We start from the raw sequence: 23396 nt of genomic DNA, 5'->3' as shown, positions 1-23396 counted from the left end.
CGTGAGAGAAATGCCTTCTCATTCCTGTGGGCCTGCAAGGGGTAAAGCTGATATGTACTGGCCGGATGTTCATTCCGGGTTTGATACCTCACCATCATGACCTTTAATTTCGGATTACAGCACTGAAGGATACGAATTTTTTTTAAAAGAAATATGGCGGATATTTCCTTTTTACCACAGGTTCCCGTTGATTCTGGTATTTTAACGCCATTCGTTACTCAGTTATCTTGTATAAATTGTTAAGCTACATTGTATAAATTCTGAAATTTGCACATATCGATTCAATTGTCTAACAATGTCAGACCTGACCATTAATCGTGAAGTTGCTGCAGCAACTTCCTGTATATTGGAATTTTATCTCCAAAGATGGCGCATAAAAGCGAAAAAAGCCTAATTTTCCATCATCTTCAAGGGAAATGTTTATATACATTACATGAGACGATATGATGAATACATTTATATCATGAATTTGAAGGCTGATTCGGGTCTCATTTCATGATTGGCGAATGTATACTCACATGCATGATGAGGTGTTCACATGAACATGAAAGGGGTACTGCAGATAGCACTAGTGATGCTGGCAGCCACCCTGCTGGTGCTCCCGGTTTCCGGGACATTTGCAGTGACCGGCATCACCCCTGACACCTGGGTCAATACCGGGACGGTATTCATCACCAACCTGTCAGGGACGGACTTCCCGGAAGCCGCCAGCGTGAGGCTCACTTTTCCCGAGGAGACCAATATCACGGGCCAGTATGTCACGTGGGTAGGGCCGACAAGGATCACCTGTGTGTTTGATCTCGAAGGTGCAGCAGCAGGTGACTGGGATGTAGTCGTTGTGAATAATACCGATGCTGAAGAAGCTGTTCTGGCTGGCGGGTTCTCGGTCCGGAATCCCGCACCAGTCATCACCGCCATCACACCGGATGAGGGAGTAAATACCGGGACCATCTCGATTACCAGCCTGGCCGGTGCCAATTTCCTCCCGGGAGCCGGGGTTGTCCTTACAAAAAAGGATTCTACCAACATCTCCGGCACCAGCGTGGTCGTGGTCAACCCGACCAAGATTGAATGCCAGTTCGACCTGACCGGTGCGGCAACCGGCGACTGGGATGTTGTGGTCACCAATAGCGATGGTCAATCCGCGACGTGGGCCGAGAATTTCACGGTCCGTTATCCGAAACCATCGGTGTTCGGTATCTCACCGGATTCTGGAAAGAACGATGAAGTCATCGGGATCACCAACCTTGCCGGAATACACTTCAGGAATGGTGCGAGCGTTGTCCTGACCCGTGACGGGGAGCCGAACATCACCACCATAGACGAACCTATCGTCACGCCAACCAGGATCCTCTGCTTCTTTGATCTCATCGGCAAAGAGGTCGGAGCATGGAACGTTGTGGTGAAAAATCCTGATGGTCAGTCCGATACCTACCCTGCCGGCTTTTCCATCTTCTATCCCGAAGCGCCGAATGTGACCGGGATTACCCCGACAAAAGGGGAGAACAGCGGCACGGTTGCAATTACCGGGCTTTCGGGAACCGGGTTCCAGCCGAACGCTACGGTAAAACTGACCCGTACCGACCAGCCTGACATACCGGGTACTTCGGTGGACGTCATCGGCTCGACCATGCTCACCTGCGAATTTGACCTCTCCGGTGCAGAGGCGGAGACCTGGAATGTTGTCGTCACAAACAGGGACAGGCAGTCGGCAACCCTTGCCAGGGCATTCACGATAACCTACCCGGCACCCACCCTCTCTGCGGTGACTCCCAAAATCGGCCTAAATTCCGGGACGATGAATATCACCAATCTCTCGGGGACTGGATTTCTTGACGGAGCCACGGTCACCCTTTTCCGTTCCGAGGAACCGGATATCGCGGCATTTCCCGTGACCGTGGAATCCCCGGAACGCATCTCCTGCACAGTGAACCTGTCCGGGGCGAAACCAGGTTTATGGAGTCTCCGGGTGACAAACCCGGATTTCCAGGAGGATGAGTTGCCGGATTCGTTCAGGATTGTCCATCCCGCGCCATCCGTCACGGGGATTTTTCCCCCATCAGGGACAGCGGGAGATGTCTTTTCGGCAGTGGTGACCGGGCACTCCTTCCTCCCCGGGGCTACAGTCAACCTGACCAGGGCCGGAGGGGCCACCGTCCCGGCTGCAGTATCTGCGGTTACTCCGACGACAATCAACTGCACGTTCGATCTCTCCGGGATAACGGCCGGGCCCATGAGCCTGGTCGTTACCAATCCTGACGAGCAGTCAGACAGCGTTTCGGATGCCTTCACCGTGAATAACCCGGCACCATTTGTGAGCGATGCATCACCCGACAGGGGAAGCAATGACGGCAATACGGGGATTATCACCCTGACCGGGACAGGGTTCCTCGATGGAGCGGAGGTGAAGCTTGCCCGGGACGGGCAGCCTGACATTCCTGCCAAAGGGAAACCGGTGGTAGAGAACCAGACTACCATCTTCTGCTTCTTTGATCTGACCAATGCGAAAGTCGGGTTCTGGGACGTCGTCGTCACCAATACCGACAGGCTCTCCGGGGTCCTGGCAGACAGGTTCCTTATTTCCTACCCGGCCGCCCCTGAAATAACCGGGATTGACCCTGTCTCGGGGGTCAATACCGGCCCGGTAACCATCACCAGCCTTTCAGGAACCGGATTCAGGCCGGGTGCGACCGTGAGGCTCGTGAAACCCGGCAAGACCGCCATACAGGGAACAGGGGTTACCGTAGCAGGTCCCGGACATATCACCTGTACATTTAACCTTGCAGGTGCAGAGACCGGGGACTGGGACATTGTGGTCATTAATGACGACGGACAGCAGGGGATTCTTCATGGCGGGTTTGCCATACGTTACCCTGCACCAGCACCACAGTCTGTCACTCCCTCGTCAGGCTACAATAACGGTACGCTGTTCATCACCAATCTCTCCGGGAGCGGATTCCTGCCTGGAGCAGCAGTCAGGTTGACAAAAATGAACCAGTCGGACATCGTTGCGACCAACATCACGGTTGTGAGTTCCAACAAGATTACCTGCCAGGTCAACCTCGCGGGAAGGGAACCGGGTCCATGGAACGTAGTGGTGGTCAATACAGATTCCCAGGTCGGCATCCGCACAAACGCCTTCACCATTGAGAACCCGAATCCTACCGTGAGCAGTATTTCTCCCAACAGGGGTGCGAATGACACCGGGGCCCTGAACTGCTCTCTCACCGGCACCGGGTTCCTTGACGGTGCTACGGTACATCTTATAAAGACGGGCAAGGAACCCATCACCGCAACTTCTGTTAACGTTGAAAGCCGGACAAAGATCACCTGTACGTTTAATCTCACGGGAAGGGAACCCGGAAGATGGAACGTCGTGGTAATCAACCCCGGTCCGAAATCCGGCACGCTCGGGTCAGGATTTGAAATCACGCAGCCTCAACCGGTCCCTGAGTTCACGGCAGACCCGCTCTTCGGTACAGCACCGCTGACAGTCCGGTTTACTGACCAGTCAACAAACAGCCCGAGTCTATGGCTCTGGAACTTCGGTGATGGTACGACCGTGGCGGGACTCGATCAACAGAACCCGGTGCACACCTACCAGGAACCCGGGCAGTATACGGTCCTCCTCCAGGTGACCAACAGGGGCGGATCAGCCCAGCTTGTAAAGCAAGCATTTATCACCGTAGTGTCAACTCCGGTCGCGAATTTCACCGCCGAACCAGTGAATGGATCCGTACCGTTGTTGGTGCAATTTGCCGATACCTCGAGTGGAAAACCGGTTAAGTGGTTCTGGACTTTCGGCGATGGTGGATTCTCCACCCAGCAGAATCCCTACCACCTCTACCAGAAAGCCGGGAACTATACTGTATCACTGACCGCATATAACCAGGCCGGGTCAGACACTGTCACAAGGACAGACCTTGTCAAGGTGACTTCGCGCCCGGTGGCAGCGTTCACCGCCAACCGGACGGTGGGGATCGCTCCTCTTGCGGTCAAGTTCACCGACATTTCCCAGGGTTCTCCCACCAGCTGGTCATGGAAGTTTGGAGATGATGGAGGGATCACCGAGCAGGACCCTGTCCACGTCTTTACCAAACCAGGCGTCTATTCCGTGCAGCTGACGGTCTCCAACAGCGCCGGTAGCAGCACCGAAGTGAAAGAGGGTTATATCACGGTGAACCAGGACTTGATGGCCGACTTCGACTTCACGGTGAGCAACAATGACATGGTTGCTCCCCTCACCGTTGCCTTCACCGACCGGTCAATCGGAAAACCGCTCAGCTTCTCCTGGAGATTCGGTGACGGTTTCGTCACGAACGAGAGAAACCCAATCCATAATTATCAGAACCCCGGGACCTATGCTGTCACACTCTCCGTGCATGATCTTATGGCGAGCAGTTCGGTAACAAAGACCATCGTGGTGAAGTCTCCCCTTAAAGCAGACTTCTACGCCTATCCTGTCACGGGATCGGCACCGCTCACGGTTGCCCTTACTGATACATCGGTGGGCCAACCGGTGCAGCGGTACTGGGTGATCAACAAGGGACTGAGTGTCATCGTCCTGAATCCCGGTGACAGCCAGGAGCTATATACCATAAATGAACCCGGCCTCTACAACGTCACGCTCAACATTACCGATGCGTACGGTTCGACCAGCGAGGTTGTGAAAACCAACTATATCAACGTTCTGGAATTCCCACCCTGATAGGGTTGGGTTTTCCCCTATTTCCTTTTCTGGATTCCCGGCAAGCGTTCCTGTTCCTGCCGCTCCTTCAGGTTCCGAACCCTGTCCCGGATGCGGATAGCCTCTTCGAACTCGAGGTTCTCTGCGGCTATCTTCATCTTCGCCTCGAGTTCTATGATCAGGTCCGGGATATCCTGGCGGGGGATGTGTTTCGTATCTTTCAGGTCAGCCTCCTTTTCGGGGATGGCCTTGATGATGGTCTCGGGCACGATGCCGTGGACCCGGTTGTACTCCACCTGGAGAGCCCTCCTCCGCTCGGTCTCCGTGACTGCCGTCCGAATGGAATCGGTGACTGAATCGGCGTAGAGAACCACTTTCGCGTTGATGTTTCGTGCCGCCCGTCCGATGATCTGGATGAGGCTTCGGGCATCGCGGAGGAATCCTTCCTTGTCGGCATCGAGGATGCCGATGAATCCCACTTCCGGGATGTCGAGCCCTTCGCGCAGCAGGTTGATCCCCACCAGGACATCGAACCTGCCCAGGCGGAGCTGCCGGATGATCTCGGTCCGCTCCAGTGTGTCGATCTCGGAGTGGAGGTAGCGGGTCCGTATCCCCTGCCGGGCCAGGAACTCGGTCAGCTCCTCAGCCAGGCGCTTGGTGAGCGTGGTCAGCAGGGTCCGGTCCCCGTGGCCTACGGCGATCCCGATCTCACGGATCACATCATCGGTCTGGCCTGCTATCGGCCGGATCTCGACCACGGGGTCGACGAGCCCGGTCGGGCGTATGATCTGCTCGACCACCCGTGATGAGACAGAAAGCTCGTATGGCCCTGGGGTGGCCGAGACGAAGATGACCCGGCGCATGTACTGCTCGAACTCGCGGAACATCAGGGGACGGTTGTCAAACGCGCTCGGGAGACGGAAACCATAGTCGACGAGGGCTTCCTTCCGTGACCGGTCCCCCCTGTACATCCCGTGGAGCTGGGGGATGGTCTGGTGGCTCTCGTCAACGAAGAGGAGGAAATCCTCCGGGAAGTAATCGAGGAGACAGTAGGGTTTCTCCCCTGGTTTCCTGAAGTCGAAGTGGCGGGAATAGTTCTCGATCCCCTTGCAGGTTCCGGTCTCTTCGATCATTTCAAGATCATAGAGTGTCCGCTGTTCGAGCCGGTGCGATTCAAGCATTCCGAGCTCAGGGAGTCGCAGGTCCAGTTCTTCCCGAATCGAGGAAAGAGCCAGTTTCTGGAGTTCAGGGGGAATGACATAGTGCCGGGCAGGAAAGACGTGGAAATAACGCATCTTCTCCACCAGGTCCCCGGTTGTCCGGTCGATTTCCGTGATCCGATCGATCTCGTCCCCGAAGAGCTCGATCCTGATGATGTTGTTTGCATACCCCGGGACCAGGTCGATGGTATCCCCCTTCACCCTGAACCTGCCGGGGATGAGTTCAACATCGTTTCTCTCGTAGAGACTGGCGACCAGGCTTGTAAGGAGGTCATTTCTTCTGATTCGGTCCCCCACACCGAGCTCGAACCCCATGTTCCGGTAGTGCTCCGGCCGGCCCAGGCCATAGATACAGGAGACCGAGGCGACGATGATTACATCGGGCCGGGAGAGGACCGATGCCGTGGCTGAGAGCCGGAGCTGCTCGATCCTGGGATTGATCTGGGCATCCTTCTCGATGTACTGGTCCCGCTGGGGGATGTAGGACTCGGGCTGGTAGTAGTCGTAGTACGAGACGAAGTACTCGACTCTGTTGCCAGGGAAGAATTCTTTGAATTCATTCCAGAGCTGGGCAGCCAGCGTCTTGTTGTGGGCGATGACCAGGGTCGGCCTCTGCACCCGGGCGATCACGTTTGCCATGGTATAGGTCTTACCCGAACCGGTCACCCCGAGCAGGGTCTGGAATCGCTCGGCTCCTTCCAGCCCTTCCACCAGTTTTTCGATAGCCTCGGGCTGGGAACCCCGGGGTTGGAACGGGGCATGAAGCGAGAAGCCGGTCATGGGACCGCCTCCTTTTTACGCAGCAGCCGGTGGTAGGCAATGGCGAACCGGTGGGCCTCATCCCGGATCTCCTGGAGGTAGAGGGACCCCTTCTCTTTCTTCGAGACAGGGAGGGGGAATGCCCGTCCAGGAATGTAAATCTCCTCGTTTTTCTTGGCGAGGGCAATGACCGGGACACCAAGGCCGAGGGCATTCAGCTCGCCTTGTGCAGCATGCATCTGGGTTCTTCCTCCATCGATGAGGATGAGATCGGGAAGTTCACCGCCTTCCTTCACCAGGCGGGTATATCGCCGCCTGACCACTTCAGCAATCGAAGCCGGGTCATCGATTCGATCGATGGTCCTGATCCGGAACCGCCGGTAACCCTTCTTGTCCGGCCTGCCGTCCCTGAACCTGACCATTGCCCCCACAACCGATGAACCTGAAAGATGTGAGATATCGAAACATTCGATGACTGAAGGAGGAGAGTCAAGGGTGAGGGCTTCCTGGAGCTCGAGGATCTTTGCGTGGCCGCCCAGGGATACGGCCTCGATATTTGTGGCAACCAGGTCGAGGAGGCGTTTTTTGGCTCCCATCTTCGGGACGGTGACGGTCACCTTCCCTCCCTTCCTCACCGCGAGGAACTCCCCGATCGAATCACCGGCAGGGTCCGGGATAACCACCTCTGACGGGACCGGGTTCTCGGAGTAGTACTGGACCAGGAACTCTTCGAGAAAATCAGGGTGCCAGTCGAAGGAATACTCACTCTTGTTCCCGAGCGTCCCTCTGAACACGTTGAAGAGCATGAGGTGGACGGTCCCTGCATGGACGGCATAGTTGATGATGTCTTCGTCACCTCTCTTTCTCCGGGCGATATCCTGCCGCTCGGATAGGCGTTCGAGCGCCCGTATCTGGTCCCGGAGCATGAGGGCCTGCTCGAACTGCTCTGATGCCGCAGCTTCTCCCATTTCTTCCCGGAGGCAGGCCAGGAGCTCCCCTGTCTTCCCCTTCAGGACCAGCGAGGCTTTCCGGACGGCATCGTCATACCGTTCCCCGGTCACCTCACCGATACACGGTGCGCTGCAGGTATGGATATGATAGCGGAGGCAGGCCCGTTTCGGGAGCTTCCTGCAGGTCCGCAGGCGAAAGGTCTTGCGCACAACATCGCGGATATAGTCACGTTCGGCAGCCGAGACGAAGGGACCAAAGAACTGACCATCCCCAACCGCCTTCCTGGCAATCCTGATGGCAGGAAAGGGCTCGGCGGTCAGTTCGATATACGCGTACTGTTTTGCATCCCGCAGGTTGATGTTGAACCGTGGCTGGTGTTTCTTGATCAGGGTATTTTCGAGGATGAGGGCTTCGACCTCGGATCCGGTGATGATGAAGTCGAGCGCTGTTGCGGCGGATAGCATCATCGCGGTCTTCTGTTCGTGCCCGCTCCTCCGGAAGTAGCTTGCCACCCGCCTGTTCAGGTCTTTTGCCTTGCCCACGTACAGGACCCCGCCATCACCGTCCATAAAGAGGTAACAACCGGGAGCATGCGGGAGGGACGATGGAGCGTTCATGGTCGAGCCAGCATCTTCTTCAGGAAGAGCCCGGTATAACTCTCCCCGTTCGAGGCCACTTCTTCGGGAGTCCCGGTGGCGACCACAGATCCACCCTCATCTCCTCCCTCCGGCCCGAGATCGATGATATAGTCCGCTGACTTGATCACATCGAGGTTGTGCTCGATGACCACGACGGTGTTTCCCTTGTCGACCAGCCTGTTCAGGACGGCGATCAGCTTCTTCACATCGTGGAAATGAAGGCCGGTTGTTGGTTCATCCAGGAGGTAGAGGGTCCTGCCGGTGGCTTTCTTGGATAACTCCCTCGTGAGCTTGATCCGCTGGGCCTCCCCACCCGAGAGGGTGGTCGAGCTCTGGCCGAGCTTGATGTAATCGAGCCCGACGGCGGAGAGGGTCTCGAGCTTGTGGCGGATGGAGGGGATGTTGGCGAAGAGCTGGAAGGCTTCTTCAACGGTCATGTCCAGTACATCGGCGATGGATTTTCCCTTGTACTTTACCTCCAGGGTCTCCCGGTTGTAGCGCTTCCCCCTGCACTCCTCGCACTCGATGTACACATCGGGGAGGAAGTTCATCTCGATCTTGATCAGGCCATCGCCTTCGCACGCTTCGCAGCGCCCGCCTTTCAGGTTGAAAGAGAACCGACCCGGCTTGTAACCCCTGAGTTTCGCTTCTTTCGTCTCGGCAAAGACACGGCGGATCTCATCGAAGACCTTGGTGTACGTGACCGGGTTGCTCCGCGGGGTCCTGCCGATCGGGCTCTGGTCGATGACGATAACCCGGTCGATAGCGGAATCGAGCTCGAGGCTCCGGTATGCACCGGGAGTGACCCGGGAATGGTAGAGCTTATTCTGGAGGGCATGGTACAGGGTGTCGTAGATGAGCGTCGATTTCCCGCTCCCCGAAACACCCGTCACTACGGTGAAGACGCCGAGCGGGATCTCGACCGTGATATCCTTCAGGTTGTTCTCCCTGCATCCGGTGATCCGCAGCCACCGTTCATGCGGTCGCCGCTGCAGGGGGGTTTCGATGGCAAGCGTCCCGGCAAGATACTGCCCGGTCAGCGAGGCCCTGTTTGCGGCGATCTGGGCAGGGGTCCCTTCTGCCACGACATGGCCCCCGTGGAGACCCGCACCCGGTCCCATATCCACGACGTAATCAGCGCCCCGGATGGTATCCTCATCGTGTTCGACCACCACCAGGGTGTTTCCGAGGTCGCGCAGGCGGCGGAGGGTATCGATCAGCTTCTGGTTGTCCTTCTGGTGGAGCCCGATGGAGGGTTCATCGAGGACGTAGAGGACACCCATCAGGTTTGACCCGATCTGGGTGGCGAGGCGGATCCGCTGGGCTTCGCCGCCGGAGAGCGTTCCGGCGTTCCGGGAGAGGGTGAGGTAGCCGAGCCCGACCTTTTCCAGGAAATCGAGGCGGCTGGTGATCTCCTTGAGGATCTGGCGGGCGATCTCATGCTCCTTCTCGGTCAGGTCGAGGTTGCGGAAGAACCGGATACAGGAGGTGACCGGGAGATCCGTGATATCGACGATCGACCGGTCGTGGATCCTCACCGCCAGGATCTTTGCCTTCAACCGCTTTCCCCCGCAGACCGTGCAGGGCGAGACGCGCATGAACTTTTCGAGCTCGCGTTTCCGGTACTCGGACTGGGTCTGGTGGTAGAGCCGCTCGGACTGTGGGACAAGCCCTTCCCACTCCCCGGTATGCGCCCAGTGGGCATCGCCATTCCTCGCCCGCATCGAGAACCGGATACGATCGGATGACCCGAACATGACTGCATTGTACTGATCCTCTGTCAGGTCTTTTATTGGGGTGAAGATGGAAAACCCGTGGTGACGGGCCACTGCAGCAAGGTACTGGCTCCGGTACCCGTCCAGGAAGTTACGGTAGAGGGCAACTGCGCCGTCAGCGATGGAGAGGCTCCTGTCCGGGATGATGAGGTCGGGATCGAAGTCCATCCTGAAGCCAAGCCCGTTGCACTCCTCGCAGGCGCCGAACGGGCTGTTGAAGGAGAACATCCGCGGCTGGAGTTCTTCGAAGGTCATGCCGCAGACCGGGCAGGCCATGGTGGAAGAGAAGAGCGATTCCCTGCCCGATTCATCGATGGAGATGAGCAGTCCTCCTGATTTTTCAAGCGCGTTCTCGCAGGCCTCGACCAGCCTGGCCCGGTCTGTGACCTCCAGCCGGTCGATAACCACTTCGATATCGTGTTTCCGGTAACGCTCGAGGGTGAACTCCTCGTCGGTCCTCCGGATCTCCCCGTTGATCCTGACCCGCATGTACCCCTCGCGGTTCAGATCCCTGACGAGCTGCTGGTAGGTCCCTTTCTTCTGCCTGACCACGGGAGCAAGGATGGTAACCATCCCGTTCGTGTCCACGGCAATCAGGTTGGCGATCCGTTCCGGGGACTGGGCCTCGATCCGGATGTTGTGCTCCGGGCAGTACGGGACTCCGATCCGCGCATATAGCAGCCGGAGATAATCGTAGATCTCGGTGACCGTCCCCACCGTGCTCCGGGGATTCTTGCTGGTGCTCTTCTGCTCGATGGAGATGGCGGGGGAGAGGCCCTCGATAGCATCCACGTCGGGCTTGCTCATCAGCCCGAGAAACTGGCGTGCATAGGCAGAGAGGGACTCGACATAGCGGCGCTGCCCCTCGGCATAGATGGTATCGAAGGCGAGCGTCGACTTTCCTGACCCTGACAGCCCGGTGATCACGATGAACTTGTCCCGGGGAAGTTCGACGGTAATATTCTTGAGGTTATGCTGCCGTGCTCCCCTGATGACGATCTTCTTCATCTTTCTGCGGGATCAGGTTTTCCCTTGAACCATAAAGAGATCCTTGTTCTGGAACCCCTGGCAGGGAGGCTCCCGGTTGATCCTTCCACCATACTCCGGAAGAGCGGGTTAACCACTACATTTCCCACACTCTGGACGGCAAAAGGGTACTGCACTCCAGCAGGTCGGGCACCGACAACCCAGAATCCGACAGCACCGTGGCGATGATCGGCTACGCCGCATTCCTCGACCGGCGCGATCCGGAAAACCCCCCTTTTTACCGAACAAAAATGAAGACGTGCGGGTGCAGGCTGCCCAATCCGGGAAAAAAGGGAAGCCGCTAATCCCCGGTTTCCGTTTCCTCATCGCCAACGAAACGGAGTTCCCAATCGTCCTCGTCGAAGACGATCGTTCCGGCGCCCTCGCAGACCGGGCACTCGATGCTCTCCGGTACATTCCGGCAGGCATCCTGCTGCCGGTCCTCGTCTTCGCCAACCTGGTCACCAGTCGGGATGTGAAAATACCGTCGTGTCTCATGCGATGGGAGGGCCTGGCAGATCTGGAACTGTTCGTTCGGGATAAGGCCGGTCCCCTTGCACCTGCGGCACTTGAGGACGATCATGATGGTATGGTTACGTGCTTGTATGTATTCCCTGATAAGGGGATCAGGAATGGATCGGAGAGTTCCTGTAAGGAGATACTTTCACATCGGATTTCTTCCATCATCACTGGTAACTGATACCTGGTCACCGATCCTCCTCACCATGGATCTTTAAAAGAAAGCTTTCGATGACAGAAAAACAGTTAATTCACCATGACCCCTTCTGTCTCCATTCCAATTCCCCATTCCGGATGCGAGAAAGCACCGGGCACAACCGCCAGGCACCTGATGGTGGTATCACTGTTCCCGGGGTGTTCTGATGAGGTGCTGTCGGTACATCGTCTCGAGCTCGGAAAGGGCACTCACCGGCGTGGGGATAACCCGGGACTCGTTGTTGAGTATTGCCTGTGCGAGCTGCCGGAAAATATCTGCTTCCCGGGAGGAAGGGGCATGCTCCACAACGGGTTTCTCTTCCAGCTCGCAAGCCTGAATGATAGGGCTCCGGGGGACGAACTGGACAAATGAAGTTCCCAGTCTCTCGGCAAATGCCGGGATAACGGCACGCTCGAACGCTTCATTACCGTTGCTGTTGCAGATGATTCCGGCAAGCCCTGTATCCCCCCGCTTTGCGAGGCGCTGGATTGCCCGGGCGATGTTGTTTGCCGCATAGATGCTCATAAATCCGCCGGAACAGATCAGGTAGATCTCCCTTGCAAATCCTTCGCGGATCGGCATCGAGAACCCACCGCAAACAACGTCACCGAGGACATCATACATCGCTACGTCAATGTTGTAGGTCGAAAATGCATCGAGGTCTTTTAATATCTGCAGTGCGGTCAGCACACCCCGGCCGGCGCACCCGATTCCCGGTTCCGGGCCTCCGGCCTCGACAAGATAGACCCCTCCGGGGGACTTATATACGATGTTATCGAGATTGATCGTATACTCGTCCTTCCCTATCCTCAACTGTTCCCGGTGTTCTTCCAGCACCGCAGGGATGAATTTTCCTCCGGCGAGGATCCGTGTTGAGTCCCGCTTGGGATCGCAGCCGACCTGCATCACCGTGCACCCCATCTCATGGAATGCTGCCGACAGGTTCGATGCGATGGTGCTCTTCCCAATCCCTCCTTTGCCGTATATCGCAATCTGTCTCATCTTCTCTTCACCACTTCGCCCGGTAGCTTCTCTCCTTCGAACGCCACGCCATCGTCCATTCGTTCTGTACACACTCAAAGAGGTTGAGGATACCGGTATACCCGAAGTATTCCCGGTTGATCATCCTGAACTGGCGCATCATCTTCACAACTTCGACAACATACGCAACGGAAAGTCCTTCGCTTGCATGCCGTTCGATGGTGCTGCCGAAGACGACCCGGGGACTGACCTCCTGGATACTCTTCCGCGTCTTGTATACATCGGTCCCATACACGACTTTCGGACTGAGCCCGAGACTGTTCAGTTCTTCTTCAAGCAGCCTCCGGACCGATCGCTGCGAAGTATACAGGGCAACAAGGTTGGGGGTCATCTCCATCTCCTCGGTTACGAACCGTACCAGCGGGATCCCGATCGTGGCATCGGCAACGATGGCAGTGGGGGTTCGATAGAGAAACCGGGCCATCGGCCATTTACGCCGGCACGTCGCAGTCACCATGCGTTCGCCTTCCGTAACCATGGTTTCCGCGGCATCCAACCGATCAAATCTCTCTCCGATGGCAGTGAGCCAGCGCTGGATATTGGTCATCCCGATAGGCAGGGGTATCCTCGTGCAGATCTGTTCTGTACCAAACATCGAAGACAGATAATCCGCTGTTTTCTGTCCTGCATCATGGCTTAAGAGGAGTGATGTCTCGGCAGATGCAACCTTTTTTATATCGGAAACGGGAGTCCGGTGTGTCAGTGTGGCAACTACCGGGATGCCCATCCGCGCCAGGACCTGCTGTACCCATGACAGGTCTGCCGTCCAGGTCGGGTTGGCATTTGCATGGGGAGCAATGAGGCATACCGAACCCGGGATCTTATCAGCACTCTCCTCTACCAGTTGCTTCAGCATCGCTTCCAATGCGATGTCGATTCCGTCGTACTGTGAGCCCCTGAACCCTGCGCAGGAGATTGGGATGAGCCTGAAGGGAACCGCTGGCTGCATCTCCTCACAGACAGCCACAATATCATCACCGACAATCTCCGGTCCACATGCACTGATAACGAACAACACCGATATGGGGAGATCTCTTGTGTCCCCGATGGTGCGGGCCAGGAGGTCTTCTCCCCCGTGCACAATTTCATCCACGCATAACTTCGTGCAGAGTGTCATCGTCTCCATGTAATCGCATTCCTGCCAGGAAAATGCGTTATTGACGAGATATTCGCACCCTTGCGGTGAATGGGAAAGGAGTGCAGACCCGGAGACCCCAAGTGCCGTCTGCGCAGCACCGTTGAACGCACATCGGAGATAGGGGTCCGTGCACGTTTCAGGCGCAGGGGTCTGTCCATGCACCCGGGTACCTCCCATCCCGCTACTTCGTTGTTGGTCCATAGAGCATTCCCCGTAACAGGCGCGACCGTGGAAGGTGGTTATTCTCGAGTGCCTGCCGGACAAGGGCAGCGATGTTCGTGATCCCCCGGAAGCCGTACTGGGGTTGGAATGCCGGGTTCATGAGTGTCAGGTTTACGACCGGGCAGGGCGGGAACCGCCCGGCATTTCCAAAGAAGATGGGATCATCATAATCCCGGACAATGGCCTCGAGCTCGTCCTCTGTCTCTTTCGAGGAACGGAAACTCCCCAGGTGAAACAACCCCCTGGTGAGAATGATCTCCGGGTTGATCCCGGTCTCAAGGATGAATTTGATGCTGGGCATACGTTCCTTGATTGTGTAGGGATGGACATTGATAACCACCGGGTAGGCGCCGAACTCCTCAGCCATCCTCGCCAGTGAGAGGGCTCGTATTGGCCCGGGAAACTCAGATATTTCAATAATTGCAGTCTTACCGGCAAGGGCCCGCTTCAGGTAGGCCAGATCGTCTTCAACCTTCCGGGTCTCGCCCTTGATAACCTCCAGCGCTTCCCGCTCCCTGCCGAGAGGGCCTGCAACACCGAGGAGCCATTCCTTGGTGGCGTCAAGACCGTAGGGCTGCCCGGTCTTGCTGTAGGGGATGCCAAACCGTTCCTGCATGAGATCCCCAAGCTTCTGGCCCCAGTCGTAGCACCACGAGGCATTCAGTTCGACCTCCCGGGCATGCCTGATCTGATCAACGGTGCATCCTCCTGCAATGACAGCATTGATCCGTATCCCGGTATCACGGAGGAGCCGTTCGATCTCATCAATATCCCAGTCAAACTCCGTGGGAGGAGGGCCCCACCGGGCCCCGAGGATGTTGATTGCCCCTTTCATCGTTGTTTTCGGGGGCTCCATCAGTTCCATGATGAGCCTGAAAGCATCTTCATAGCCGCTCCGGAAGTCCCCACCGAAGCCTTCGCTCCGCAACGCCAGCACCCGGCAACCGACCAGCCTTTCAGCCTCCCGTGCAATGCTCTCGACGTCATCACCGATGATTCCCGAACAGCAACAGGAGAGGATAACGATTAAGTCAGGATGATACTTCCTGTACGCTTCCTGCACTGCTTCAAGGAGTTTTCCTTCACCTCCATAAATGACGTGGCTCTCATCAAGAGTGGTACAGGCCGTCGGTTCAAGCGGAATTCCCCGTATCTCGCAACATTCCCTGGTCCTGACAAAATCAGACATGTAGAGGGGGCACCCGGTAGGACCGTGTACCAGGGGAACGACATGACGGATTCCACTGATGACATAGTATGCGGTGAAAAACTTGCACATGGGAGCATGCGATGCCTGCAGTTTCGGAATCAGCTCGCCGGTTTCGACTTTATTCAGTAGTTGCTGTAGATTGCCGTGAAATACGATGAAATCCCTGTCCATGGTTCACTATGCCCTCCTTGTGTGCCAGGGATATTTACCAGTTTGTTCCACGGCAAAAGGAGGGCATTCAAAAACGTTATACCATCCCACGTCATTTTCATATGAAGACGTATCATTCGTTGGTATTGTCTTCCCAGTGTCCCGGTAGGGTAGTGGATATCCTAGAAGCCTGCGGAGCTTTTGACCCGGGTTCAAATCCCGGCCGGGGCGTAAGAATCGAAGGTTTTAACCCCTTCTTTTTAACCTCACCCCAGGCGCAGGTCAGGGATTTTCGAAATATTTTCGAGTCATAATTGTTATGGACTGGTCCTCGGAATATGCACTATCAAAACTTGTGTTCTGTTTTCCCAATTCTACTACCTGGATGGTATGCAGCCTAGCTCAGTGATTGTGCTCGATGGCACAACGCTCTCCGATGAGGTGCAGGAGATTCTCAAGTCCGCGACCACCAGCATCCGGGAGCCTATTGAGTACCGGACCGTGACGAGGGAACGGAGGGTGAGGGTCTGCACCATCCCAGAGCGTTGCGTATGGTGGGTGGCGAAGGCCGAGGGGTCAGGTGACGACCAGTTCCTCAACCGGATGATCACCTGCTGGATCGATGGATCAAGGAACATTCAGTGTTTGAATTCACCAGCATGCAGATCTACACCGTCACTCATCGTATGGGCGGAAAACGAGGTCGTCCTGCATTAAATGAACCATGCAGCATCTGCTATAAACTGGATGCAGAAATCAAACTGAATCTCTTTTCTTGCCCTTCTCTGGCGGTGGGCTCACTAAATTCCAAGAGAATTATTTCTTTTTTTTCAAAATTTTCATAAATTGATTCGAAATAGACCCCCCTTGTTTTTTCCATTTTTTATAATATTTCAATTGCAGAGCACGCCACTTTGAGATTTGGTTTTTAATTTCTTCCAACGAATTAAAGTCCTGTTGATATTCCTCTTCAAAAACATCAATACTAATTACCTTCGATGCTTCCCTTAATCCCTGAATATTTTCAATGTTGGAATGTACTTCATTAGTAATCTTTTCAGTTATTCTTCGAATTCGAGATAATTCGCCTTCAAAATTGCAGGTATAAATTGAACGTGTAATGGCGTTGAATTCTTCTTCGTCCTTTGTGTCTATTTCGAGCACTTGATGTCTGTCGAAAATCCATATTTGACGCTTCCGAATCAGATCTAATATTTTCTCTTCATCTTTAATAACATCAAAAATCTCATCAAGCTTATCCAAGAGTTCCATATTCCTTTTAAGAAAATGCGCAATTTCATTTTTCTGTGATTTTCGAATATTTGCCAACTGATCAATATTTTTGGCAAGATCCTGATATTCACCTTCTAACCGACTTTGTATAATCGATAGATTGGTATTTTTAGGGAAATATTCCGGATCTATGTTTTGGAGAGAGCCAAGTAATTGTTCAGTGGCTCGAACCCAATCATATGTGAGAGCTAATTGTTTGGAAAATTCCTCTGATTCTATTAGATTTTGAATTTCTATCCAAAGGGCTTTGTCTTTTTTGTATATGTCCCAAACCTGTAAATTTCCTTGAAAATATTTGTTCAAAGAAAAGACTTCATTGAACATTTCCTTATATTCTTTAATTTGATTTTGAACATCTCCACATTTGGTTTTGATGAGATTAATCTTTGAGAAATATTTTTTCTGAAGGTTATTGATGGTTTCAAGCTGAGTTGAGATTGAAGATATCTGATTTTCAATCAGTTTAAGTTTATTATCGAGCGAAATCATATTTTTTTGAAAAGGAAGTAGTAGACGTTTCTGTTTCTCTCCGAGTGTTTTTATATTTCTTACTAAGGTAACTCTCTGAGTCTCGAGGTTATTGAGGACTTTCTCGATTTTAACGAGTGTTGCGGGATTATCCCCTAAATAATTGGCAATTGTAAATTCCGCAAACTTTTTATCGTCTTTTTCCGAGACATCCCAGAACCAGTGAGTGCGGTTTATCCGGTCTTGATTTTGTTTCGTTAGAGATAGTTGAGAGAGCAATTTATCGACATTGGACTTTGCAAATCTTATTCGGTCATTAATAGCGACCAATGAGGTATCCATTGATTTCCTCATTTTATAGAATTCACATATATCTTTGAGGGCAAGAATGCCCAGTTTTTGGCTCTTATCAAAATCCGTATTGAACCACTTAGAAACCGCATTTTTAGCATCTGGTGTGAGATCGTGTTGATATACAGTGGTTGGAATTTCCCTCATCTTACAAACGAGATAATAAACATAAGCCAGCTGATCACGATCCAAATAACCAATGCTCTGGGTTATTGAATGCTTGCCATAGCTAATGTCAACTTTACATCCATTAAGCATCAATTTACCTAAACCCAAATATACGGCGGTGATGTCAGTAAAGATTTCACTTTCCAATGTGCTTTGATTGTTTAAGCCAGAATAAAATCCATGGATATGAAGAAATTTATGCGATAATTCATGGGATAGTGCTGCTAAAATTGATAATTCATTATCAAGATTTTCGGAAATCTCAAGAAATACATAATTTTCTTCATGTTGCAGTTCAATGTGGGCCCCCGTTTTCTCATCAAGTCGCTTATTATTAACAACAAAAATGTATTTTCCTAACCCAATATATTCTCCAATTTTCTTCGCTGCCTTGTTTACTGTATTAATATCTAATGGAATTAAATGAAAGGGAGGTAAAGGGTCCAGATTTACAGTATCTCCAAAACTATTCTCCAATGATTCAATTTGTTTAATATATATCATTCTTAATTAAAACCCACCTTTCGCACGTGGCCCCACGATTTCTGGAAATAAAATACTTAGGGTTATATCTTAGCGCAGCAATACATATTCTGTGGAGCCTGTATCTCAATTCACGGCGAAGAATTTCAGTTCTAAGCAGATTGCCCATCTCGGTCTGGTGGCCGGCATGATCGATGAACTCGGAATATCAGCAGTAATCGATGACGCCCTGCCCAAGACACGGAACCATATCCTCCCCCATTCAGCGATTGTCAAGGCCATGCTCCTGAACGGTCTAGGCTTCAATGAACGCCGGCTCTATTTCTTCTCGCGATTTTTCACCAACCTCTCGACAGAACAGTTATTCGGCCCTGGTGTTACCCCGGACCACCTGAACGACGATGTTCTCCTCCGGACACTCGACCGTATCTACGAGTATGGAAGCACCGACCTGTTCAATGATATCGTAGTGGCAGTCATGGAAAAACTCTCGTTTGGCACCCACCTCCTCCATGCTGACACAACCAGTTTCAGTGTTCACGGTGACTATGACACCGATGACGATGACGACTTCCGGACCATCAAGATCACCTACGGTCACAATAAAGATCACCGCTGGGACCTCAAGCAGTTCGTCCTTGCGATGGTAACCAACCATCACGGCATCCCGCTGTTCACTCAGCCGTACTCCGGCAATGAGTCAGACAAGAAGATCCTCCTTGAGACCATTCGTAAGGTACAGCAGAACCTGAATCTCGAAGACAAGGCCTACTATATCGCCGACAGTGCGTTCTATACCGCTCCCAACCTGCAGACACTCGGCCAGCATACCTTCTGGATCAGCCATCCCCCTGCTACCATCGATGAAGTCAAGTCGCTGCTGTTTGCCGATATTCCCATGGTCCCGGGGAAGGAGGAAGGATACTCGTTTCATGAGCGTCTCGTTACCTACGCCGGAATTGACCAGAAATGGACCGTGGTACATTCCGAGAAGAGGCGGATGGCAGGTGAGAATAACTATGTGAGGAACCTGGCCAAGCGGCTGGATAAAGCGCGTAAATCATGGAAGAGCTCTGTGCCAAGGAATTTGCCTGTGAGCCCGATGCACGCATGGCTGCACGGTTGTGGTTTGATGCGTACCCTTACCTGTCCGCTGATAGGGTCCAAGTATTCTCAAAGACGAAAAAGAAGAACGGAAGAAAAGGGCGCCCGGGCAAGGATGAGGCTGTTGAGACAGTTTTCTTCGTCGATTCACCGCTTGAGATCGTTCCGGATGTGATCGAGCAGGAGAAAGCACGTCTCGGACGGTTCATCCTGGCAACAAATGATCTTGACCTGGATCCGGACACTATCCTGAAATATTATAAGGGGCAGCAATCGGTTGAGCGGGGGTTCCGGTTTCTGAAGGATAAGAGTTTCCGGGTTGCCGAAGTTTTCCTGAAGAAAGAGACCAGGATTGAAGCGCTTTCCATGGTTATGGTGCTCTGCCTATTCGTCTATGCAGTAGCCGAGTGGCATATCCGGTCCCAACTCAAAAGACAGGGAAAACGGTGAAAAACCATGCAAAAAAGCCAATCCAGAACCCGACCATGAAATGGATCTTTACTCTGTTCATGAGACCGGCGGAAGTCACAGTCACCCTAAATTCGCAGATACAGCGGTTTATCGTGAATCTGGACGAGGAAGTGATTCAAATTCTTGATGTCATGGGGCCAGCGTTCGGAAAATATTATTTTGTGAGGTCGACCTGCGAAATGTAGGTTAAAATACAAATAACAGGATATTAAAATTTTCGGGATTTGGCCGTCTACCGCACAACATGAGGTGCAGGCACGCCCGCGGAATCTTTATGGCCGGTCCTGGTGCTGAATGGGACCGGCCTATCGAGGTATGAATAGAGGGTGGTGGAAGTGATAACAAGCATCCGTGTGAAATGCCCGAAATGTAGCACCGAGCGGACCTACATGGGATCAAAGGTTGCCGTCATTGAAACATCAAAAAGGCCGATTCGGATAAAATGCTCGAAATGTTCAGCGAGTATCAGGCTGAACTAAGACTGCATGCTGTCGGATTATGGGAAAGTCTTATCCCATATTTAGTTAATTTCACCTTTACAATGTGCTTCTGTATCCCCAATTAATGGATAGTCCTGCACAAAATCCCAGGTAATTGTGGTAATTATTGTATGCAGGCATTTTTCTGAAGTCTTTGATAGCTACTGCTACCAGACTCCCTGCCGTTTGAGTATCCCCAGCGGACAAAATCATAGTTAGAACTACTCACTCTGCTGATTGCACGATTCCTGCGTTTATCCCTGATGGTCAGTGGACGGCCCCGGGCCGCCCGTTTCAATGGTTATCCAATGCTGCACGTGATTGCCCCTGAAATAACCCTTATCCCGATACACAGTCTCGCCCGGCATCGAAAGAGTCTACCTGGCTGTCATGGACTGATGTAGTGGAAGTCTCGATGCGCCGGATCAGATGACCTTCTCGGTCTGTAAAGCCCATGAAACTTGTAACTGAAGCATGGTGCTTCCCCCCGTACTACCCTTGCTTCTCCTGCTCTCCCCTTCTTTACCACATGATGCCTCAGATGAGGTAGCCCCCCGGTCGGCGGTAATTATGGCTGCATCCCGAATGACACCTCGTGTAATTTTGGGAGCCCTTGAGAATGGTTACTCTCTTATAGGCTTCGTTCGGCCCAAGCGTCTCAAAGATCATTTGGGATTGCTTTGATCAGCTAAGATAGAGCTTTTACGGTTGAAGTCCGGTTTTTTAGAAATCCTCAATGATACGTTTATCGGTCACCGGGCCTACCTTGTTCAGATGCGAACCAATCGTCACCAGTACTTCCTTGACCTTGCCCTCCGCTGCGCCCACCAGGGAACCTGCCTCCGCAGGAATTTTGGAGCCATCATTGTGGACGAGTATAACACCATCGTCTCGACCGGTTATACGGGAGCACCGAGGAAACAGGTAGACTGCACGGAGCTGGGGCGGTGCTGGAGGAAAGACCACGATATCCCTTCCGGATCCAACTACGAAAAGTGCCGGAGCGTCCATGCCGAGATGAACGCTCTCCTCCAGGCCGGAAAACTGGCTCGGGGATGCACGCTCTACCTTGCCGGGTTCGAGGTCGAGTCCGGGGAACTCACCCGGATCTGGCCCTGTTTCCTCTGTTCCAAGATGATCGTGAATACGGGAGTCAGGGCAATCATCATGCGGACCGGCCTGGAAACCTATGAGGAGATCGACCCGGTTGTCCTCTACCAGAAACGAAGCAGGGAAGCATTGGGAGAGGGCAGTTAAGGCGATGCCTGGAAGCACCATGCAGCCCTCTGAACAGGAGGGCTCCCCCCCTTCCCCGAACCCTTGGGGGCCTCTCACATTTTTTTAAGGTGTTATCCTCATGTTCCAGCTCCTGCAGGCGACAGAAGAGATATCTTTACCAGTTTACGGCATCCCAACTGAGAAAAACGACCACATGATTCCCTGGTCAAGGCACATGCATACAGAGTGGAAATGTCAGGGGTTCATTCTCACATTAAATACGGGAGCCAAGCGCCTGGTAAAAACTCCATGCACCACTGCTGCAGGGATTTCGCCCTGGAATTGTTGATTATCCGTTGCCCGGTGAGGAAGTTCAAAAAGGCTTCTCCCCGGGAGGCACGCCTCGGAGCACATAAAAAATAAGGGCGAATAACACCAGGAATTCTTTTTATCTCCCATGAGATCGTCCACATCAAGTCCCAATCCGGCCAGGAAAGACTCTGCGGAGCGATCGCAATTCATCCTGCTGGCACTCCTGCACCTGGACCCACCACCGTGCCAGCAACCCGTATGTCAGGTGACGGCCCGCCTCACCCTGTGCATTATTTAAACCTTCATGATGATTCTCTTGAGAAGAAGACAGGGCACGCCCCGGCCCCGCCAGGTGAGGACAACGTTCGCCATACGGTTCTACAGGATCTACGATACCGGAAAGGAGATCGATATCAGCCGGCTCGAAGAGGCGCTCTCATCAGGCCATACCATCGCCCGATCAACCTTCACCCGGGTAAAACCAAAATCGATAGCCATGGATATGCCACCACTGCTCCTGCGGCTACCGCAGGTGGTTGCGACGGTTGGGGGACTTGAGACAAAGCTCGGGGTTATTGCCCGCGTATATGATATCGGGGCGGTAAGCATCTGTTTCCTGCTCGAAGACATGGAGGCACCGGCCGGGGATCTCCGCCATGCAGCCCTCCGCAGTGCCGGACAGGATGGTCTAGAGCCGGTGTTTCTGGATACTGTTGATCGGATACGCGGGATCCTGGGTCCGCTGCTGGAAGATTTCTCGATCGACCCCGGATTTTTTGAGGATTATACCATCTTCATCGCCGATCGAAGTGATCCGGCAATCGATCCGGTTGTCGTGCTGCTCGGGGAAGACCGTACCTTCTCACCGCAGACAAGGGAGGACACCCTCAAAAATTCCCATTCCTACGGTACCGATGACCTGACCATCCTCTCCTGGGATACCGCCCTCCTTATCAGCAGCGAACCTCCCTGGGATATCCTCGAGTTGATCGAATTCGCCAATGTCCAGGCCCTGGAGTTCCGCTACTACGACCGCAAACTCACCCGCCAGATGGAGCGGATGTATGACGATATCGAGGATGCCGACAGAAAGTCGTTCTATATCCGTCTTCGCCAATACCACCGGATTATGTCACGCCTGATGCAGGACCAGGCAGAAATATCGGATATCACGGAAAAGGTCGACAATCTAATCAAAGTTACCGAGGATGTCTACTATGCCCGGGTCTATGCTACCGCCCTTCACGTCCTCAGGATATCCCAGTGGCGCGATGGACTGAACCGGAAGATAGGGATTATCCGGAAGAACTACGAGATGCTTTCCGATGAGGTGCATATCCAGCACTCGAATTTCCTGGAGCTGGTAATCATCCTCCTTATCGCATTTGAGATAGCAATCTTCATCGGGCAGATATTCTGGATATGTTAGGGATGGGTCAGATGAGTGCCATATCATGTTCATCTGGGACGGTCGATGCATATCACGGCCCTGTACCTGCCTGCCATTTCTGGTGATC

12 protein-coding genes, 1 tRNA gene and 1 pseudogene are annotated in these 23396 nt (G+C 53.4%); 6 read left to right on the top strand and 8 right to left on the bottom strand.

Features of this window, described 5'->3' with window-relative positions:
- Nucleotides 1-538 precede the first annotated feature (538 nt).
- Nucleotides 539-4708: a PKD domain-containing protein gene (locus tag IPI71_01500; protein QQR71228.1), complete on the top strand. Its 4170-nt coding sequence runs from the start codon at nucleotides 539-541 to the stop codon at nucleotides 4706-4708.
- Between the two features lie 17 nt (nucleotides 4709-4725).
- On the opposite strand, the gene uvrB is transcribed toward IPI71_01500, so the two are convergent.
- The 7 genes from uvrB to IPI71_01465 form a co-directional block, all read right to left on the bottom strand.
- On the bottom strand, nucleotides 4726-6687 hold the full coding sequence (gene uvrB, locus IPI71_01495; GenBank protein ID QQR71227.1) for an excinuclease ABC subunit UvrB: 1962 nt from the start codon (nucleotides 6685-6687) through the stop codon (nucleotides 4726-4728).
- Nucleotides 6684-8234, bottom strand: coding sequence for an excinuclease ABC subunit C (locus IPI71_01490; GenBank protein ID QQR71226.1), 1551 nt, complete (start codon nucleotides 8232-8234; stop codon nucleotides 6684-6686). The genes uvrB and IPI71_01490 overlap by 4 nt, the downstream gene beginning before the upstream one ends.
- Nucleotides 8231-11038: an excinuclease ABC subunit UvrA gene (gene uvrA, locus IPI71_01485; GenBank protein ID QQR71225.1), complete on the bottom strand. Its 2808-nt coding sequence runs from the start codon at nucleotides 11036-11038 to the stop codon at nucleotides 8231-8233. Before uvrA ends, IPI71_01490 begins: the two co-directional genes overlap by 4 nt.
- A 319-nt stretch (nucleotides 11039-11357) precedes the next feature.
- Entirely contained in the window at nucleotides 11358-11639 is a 282-nt protein-coding gene (locus IPI71_01480) for a hypothetical protein (protein QQR71224.1), read from the bottom strand.
- Nucleotides 11640-11915: 276 nt separating this feature from the next.
- Entirely contained in the window at nucleotides 11916-12773 is an 858-nt protein-coding gene (locus IPI71_01475; protein QQR71223.1) for a nitrogenase iron protein, read from the bottom strand.
- Nucleotides 12774-12780: 7 nt separating this feature from the next.
- Nucleotides 12781-14127 (bottom strand): nitrogenase associated protein, encoded by a 1347-nt coding sequence (locus IPI71_01470; protein ID QQR71898.1) that lies wholly within the window; start codon nucleotides 14125-14127, stop codon nucleotides 12781-12783.
- Nucleotides 14128-14131: 4 nt separating this feature from the next.
- Entirely contained in the window at nucleotides 14132-15553 is a 1422-nt protein-coding gene (locus IPI71_01465) for a nitrogenase associated protein (GenBank protein ID QQR71222.1), read from the bottom strand.
- A gap of 138 nt (nucleotides 15554-15691) precedes the next feature.
- Between IPI71_01465 and IPI71_01460 the strand changes: the two genes are divergently transcribed.
- Together IPI71_01460 and IPI71_01455 are read left to right on the top strand one after the other, a co-directional pair.
- Nucleotides 15692-15763: transfer RNA gene (locus IPI71_01460), tRNA-Arg, on the top strand.
- Nucleotides 15764-15922: 159 nt separating this feature from the next.
- On the top strand, nucleotides 15923-16249 hold the full coding sequence (locus IPI71_01455) for a hypothetical protein (protein ID QQR71221.1): 327 nt from the start codon (nucleotides 15923-15925) through the stop codon (nucleotides 16247-16249).
- Nucleotides 16250-16348: 99 nt separating this feature from the next.
- Here the strand turns inward: IPI71_01455 and IPI71_01450 are convergent, their stop codons facing one another.
- Nucleotides 16349-18316 (bottom strand): hypothetical protein, encoded by a 1968-nt coding sequence (locus IPI71_01450; protein QQR71220.1) that lies wholly within the window; start codon nucleotides 18314-18316, stop codon nucleotides 16349-16351.
- Nucleotides 18317-18407: 91 nt separating this feature from the next.
- Between IPI71_01450 and IPI71_01445 the strand changes: the two are divergent.
- From IPI71_01445 to IPI71_01435, 3 genes and pseudogenes are all read left to right on the top strand, one after another.
- Nucleotides 18408-20055, top strand: a pseudogene (locus tag IPI71_01445) (IS1634 family transposase).
- A 1068-nt stretch (nucleotides 20056-21123) separates the two neighbouring features.
- The gene (locus IPI71_01440) at nucleotides 21124-21606 is read left to right on the top strand and encodes a cytidine deaminase (GenBank protein QQR71219.1); all 483 of its coding nucleotides are present in this window, start codon (nucleotides 21124-21126) and stop codon (nucleotides 21604-21606) included.
- 580 nt (nucleotides 21607-22186) lie between these two features.
- Entirely contained in the window at nucleotides 22187-23308 is a 1122-nt protein-coding gene (locus IPI71_01435) for a hypothetical protein (GenBank protein ID QQR71897.1), read from the top strand.
- Nucleotides 23309-23396: the final 88 nt, after the last annotated feature.

Origin of the sequence: Methanolinea sp. (assembly GCA_016699325.1) — an archaeon.
GTDB lineage: Archaea > Halobacteriota > Methanomicrobia > Methanomicrobiales > Methanospirillaceae > UBA9949.
This window is presented reverse-complemented; position numbering and strand designations above follow the sequence as displayed.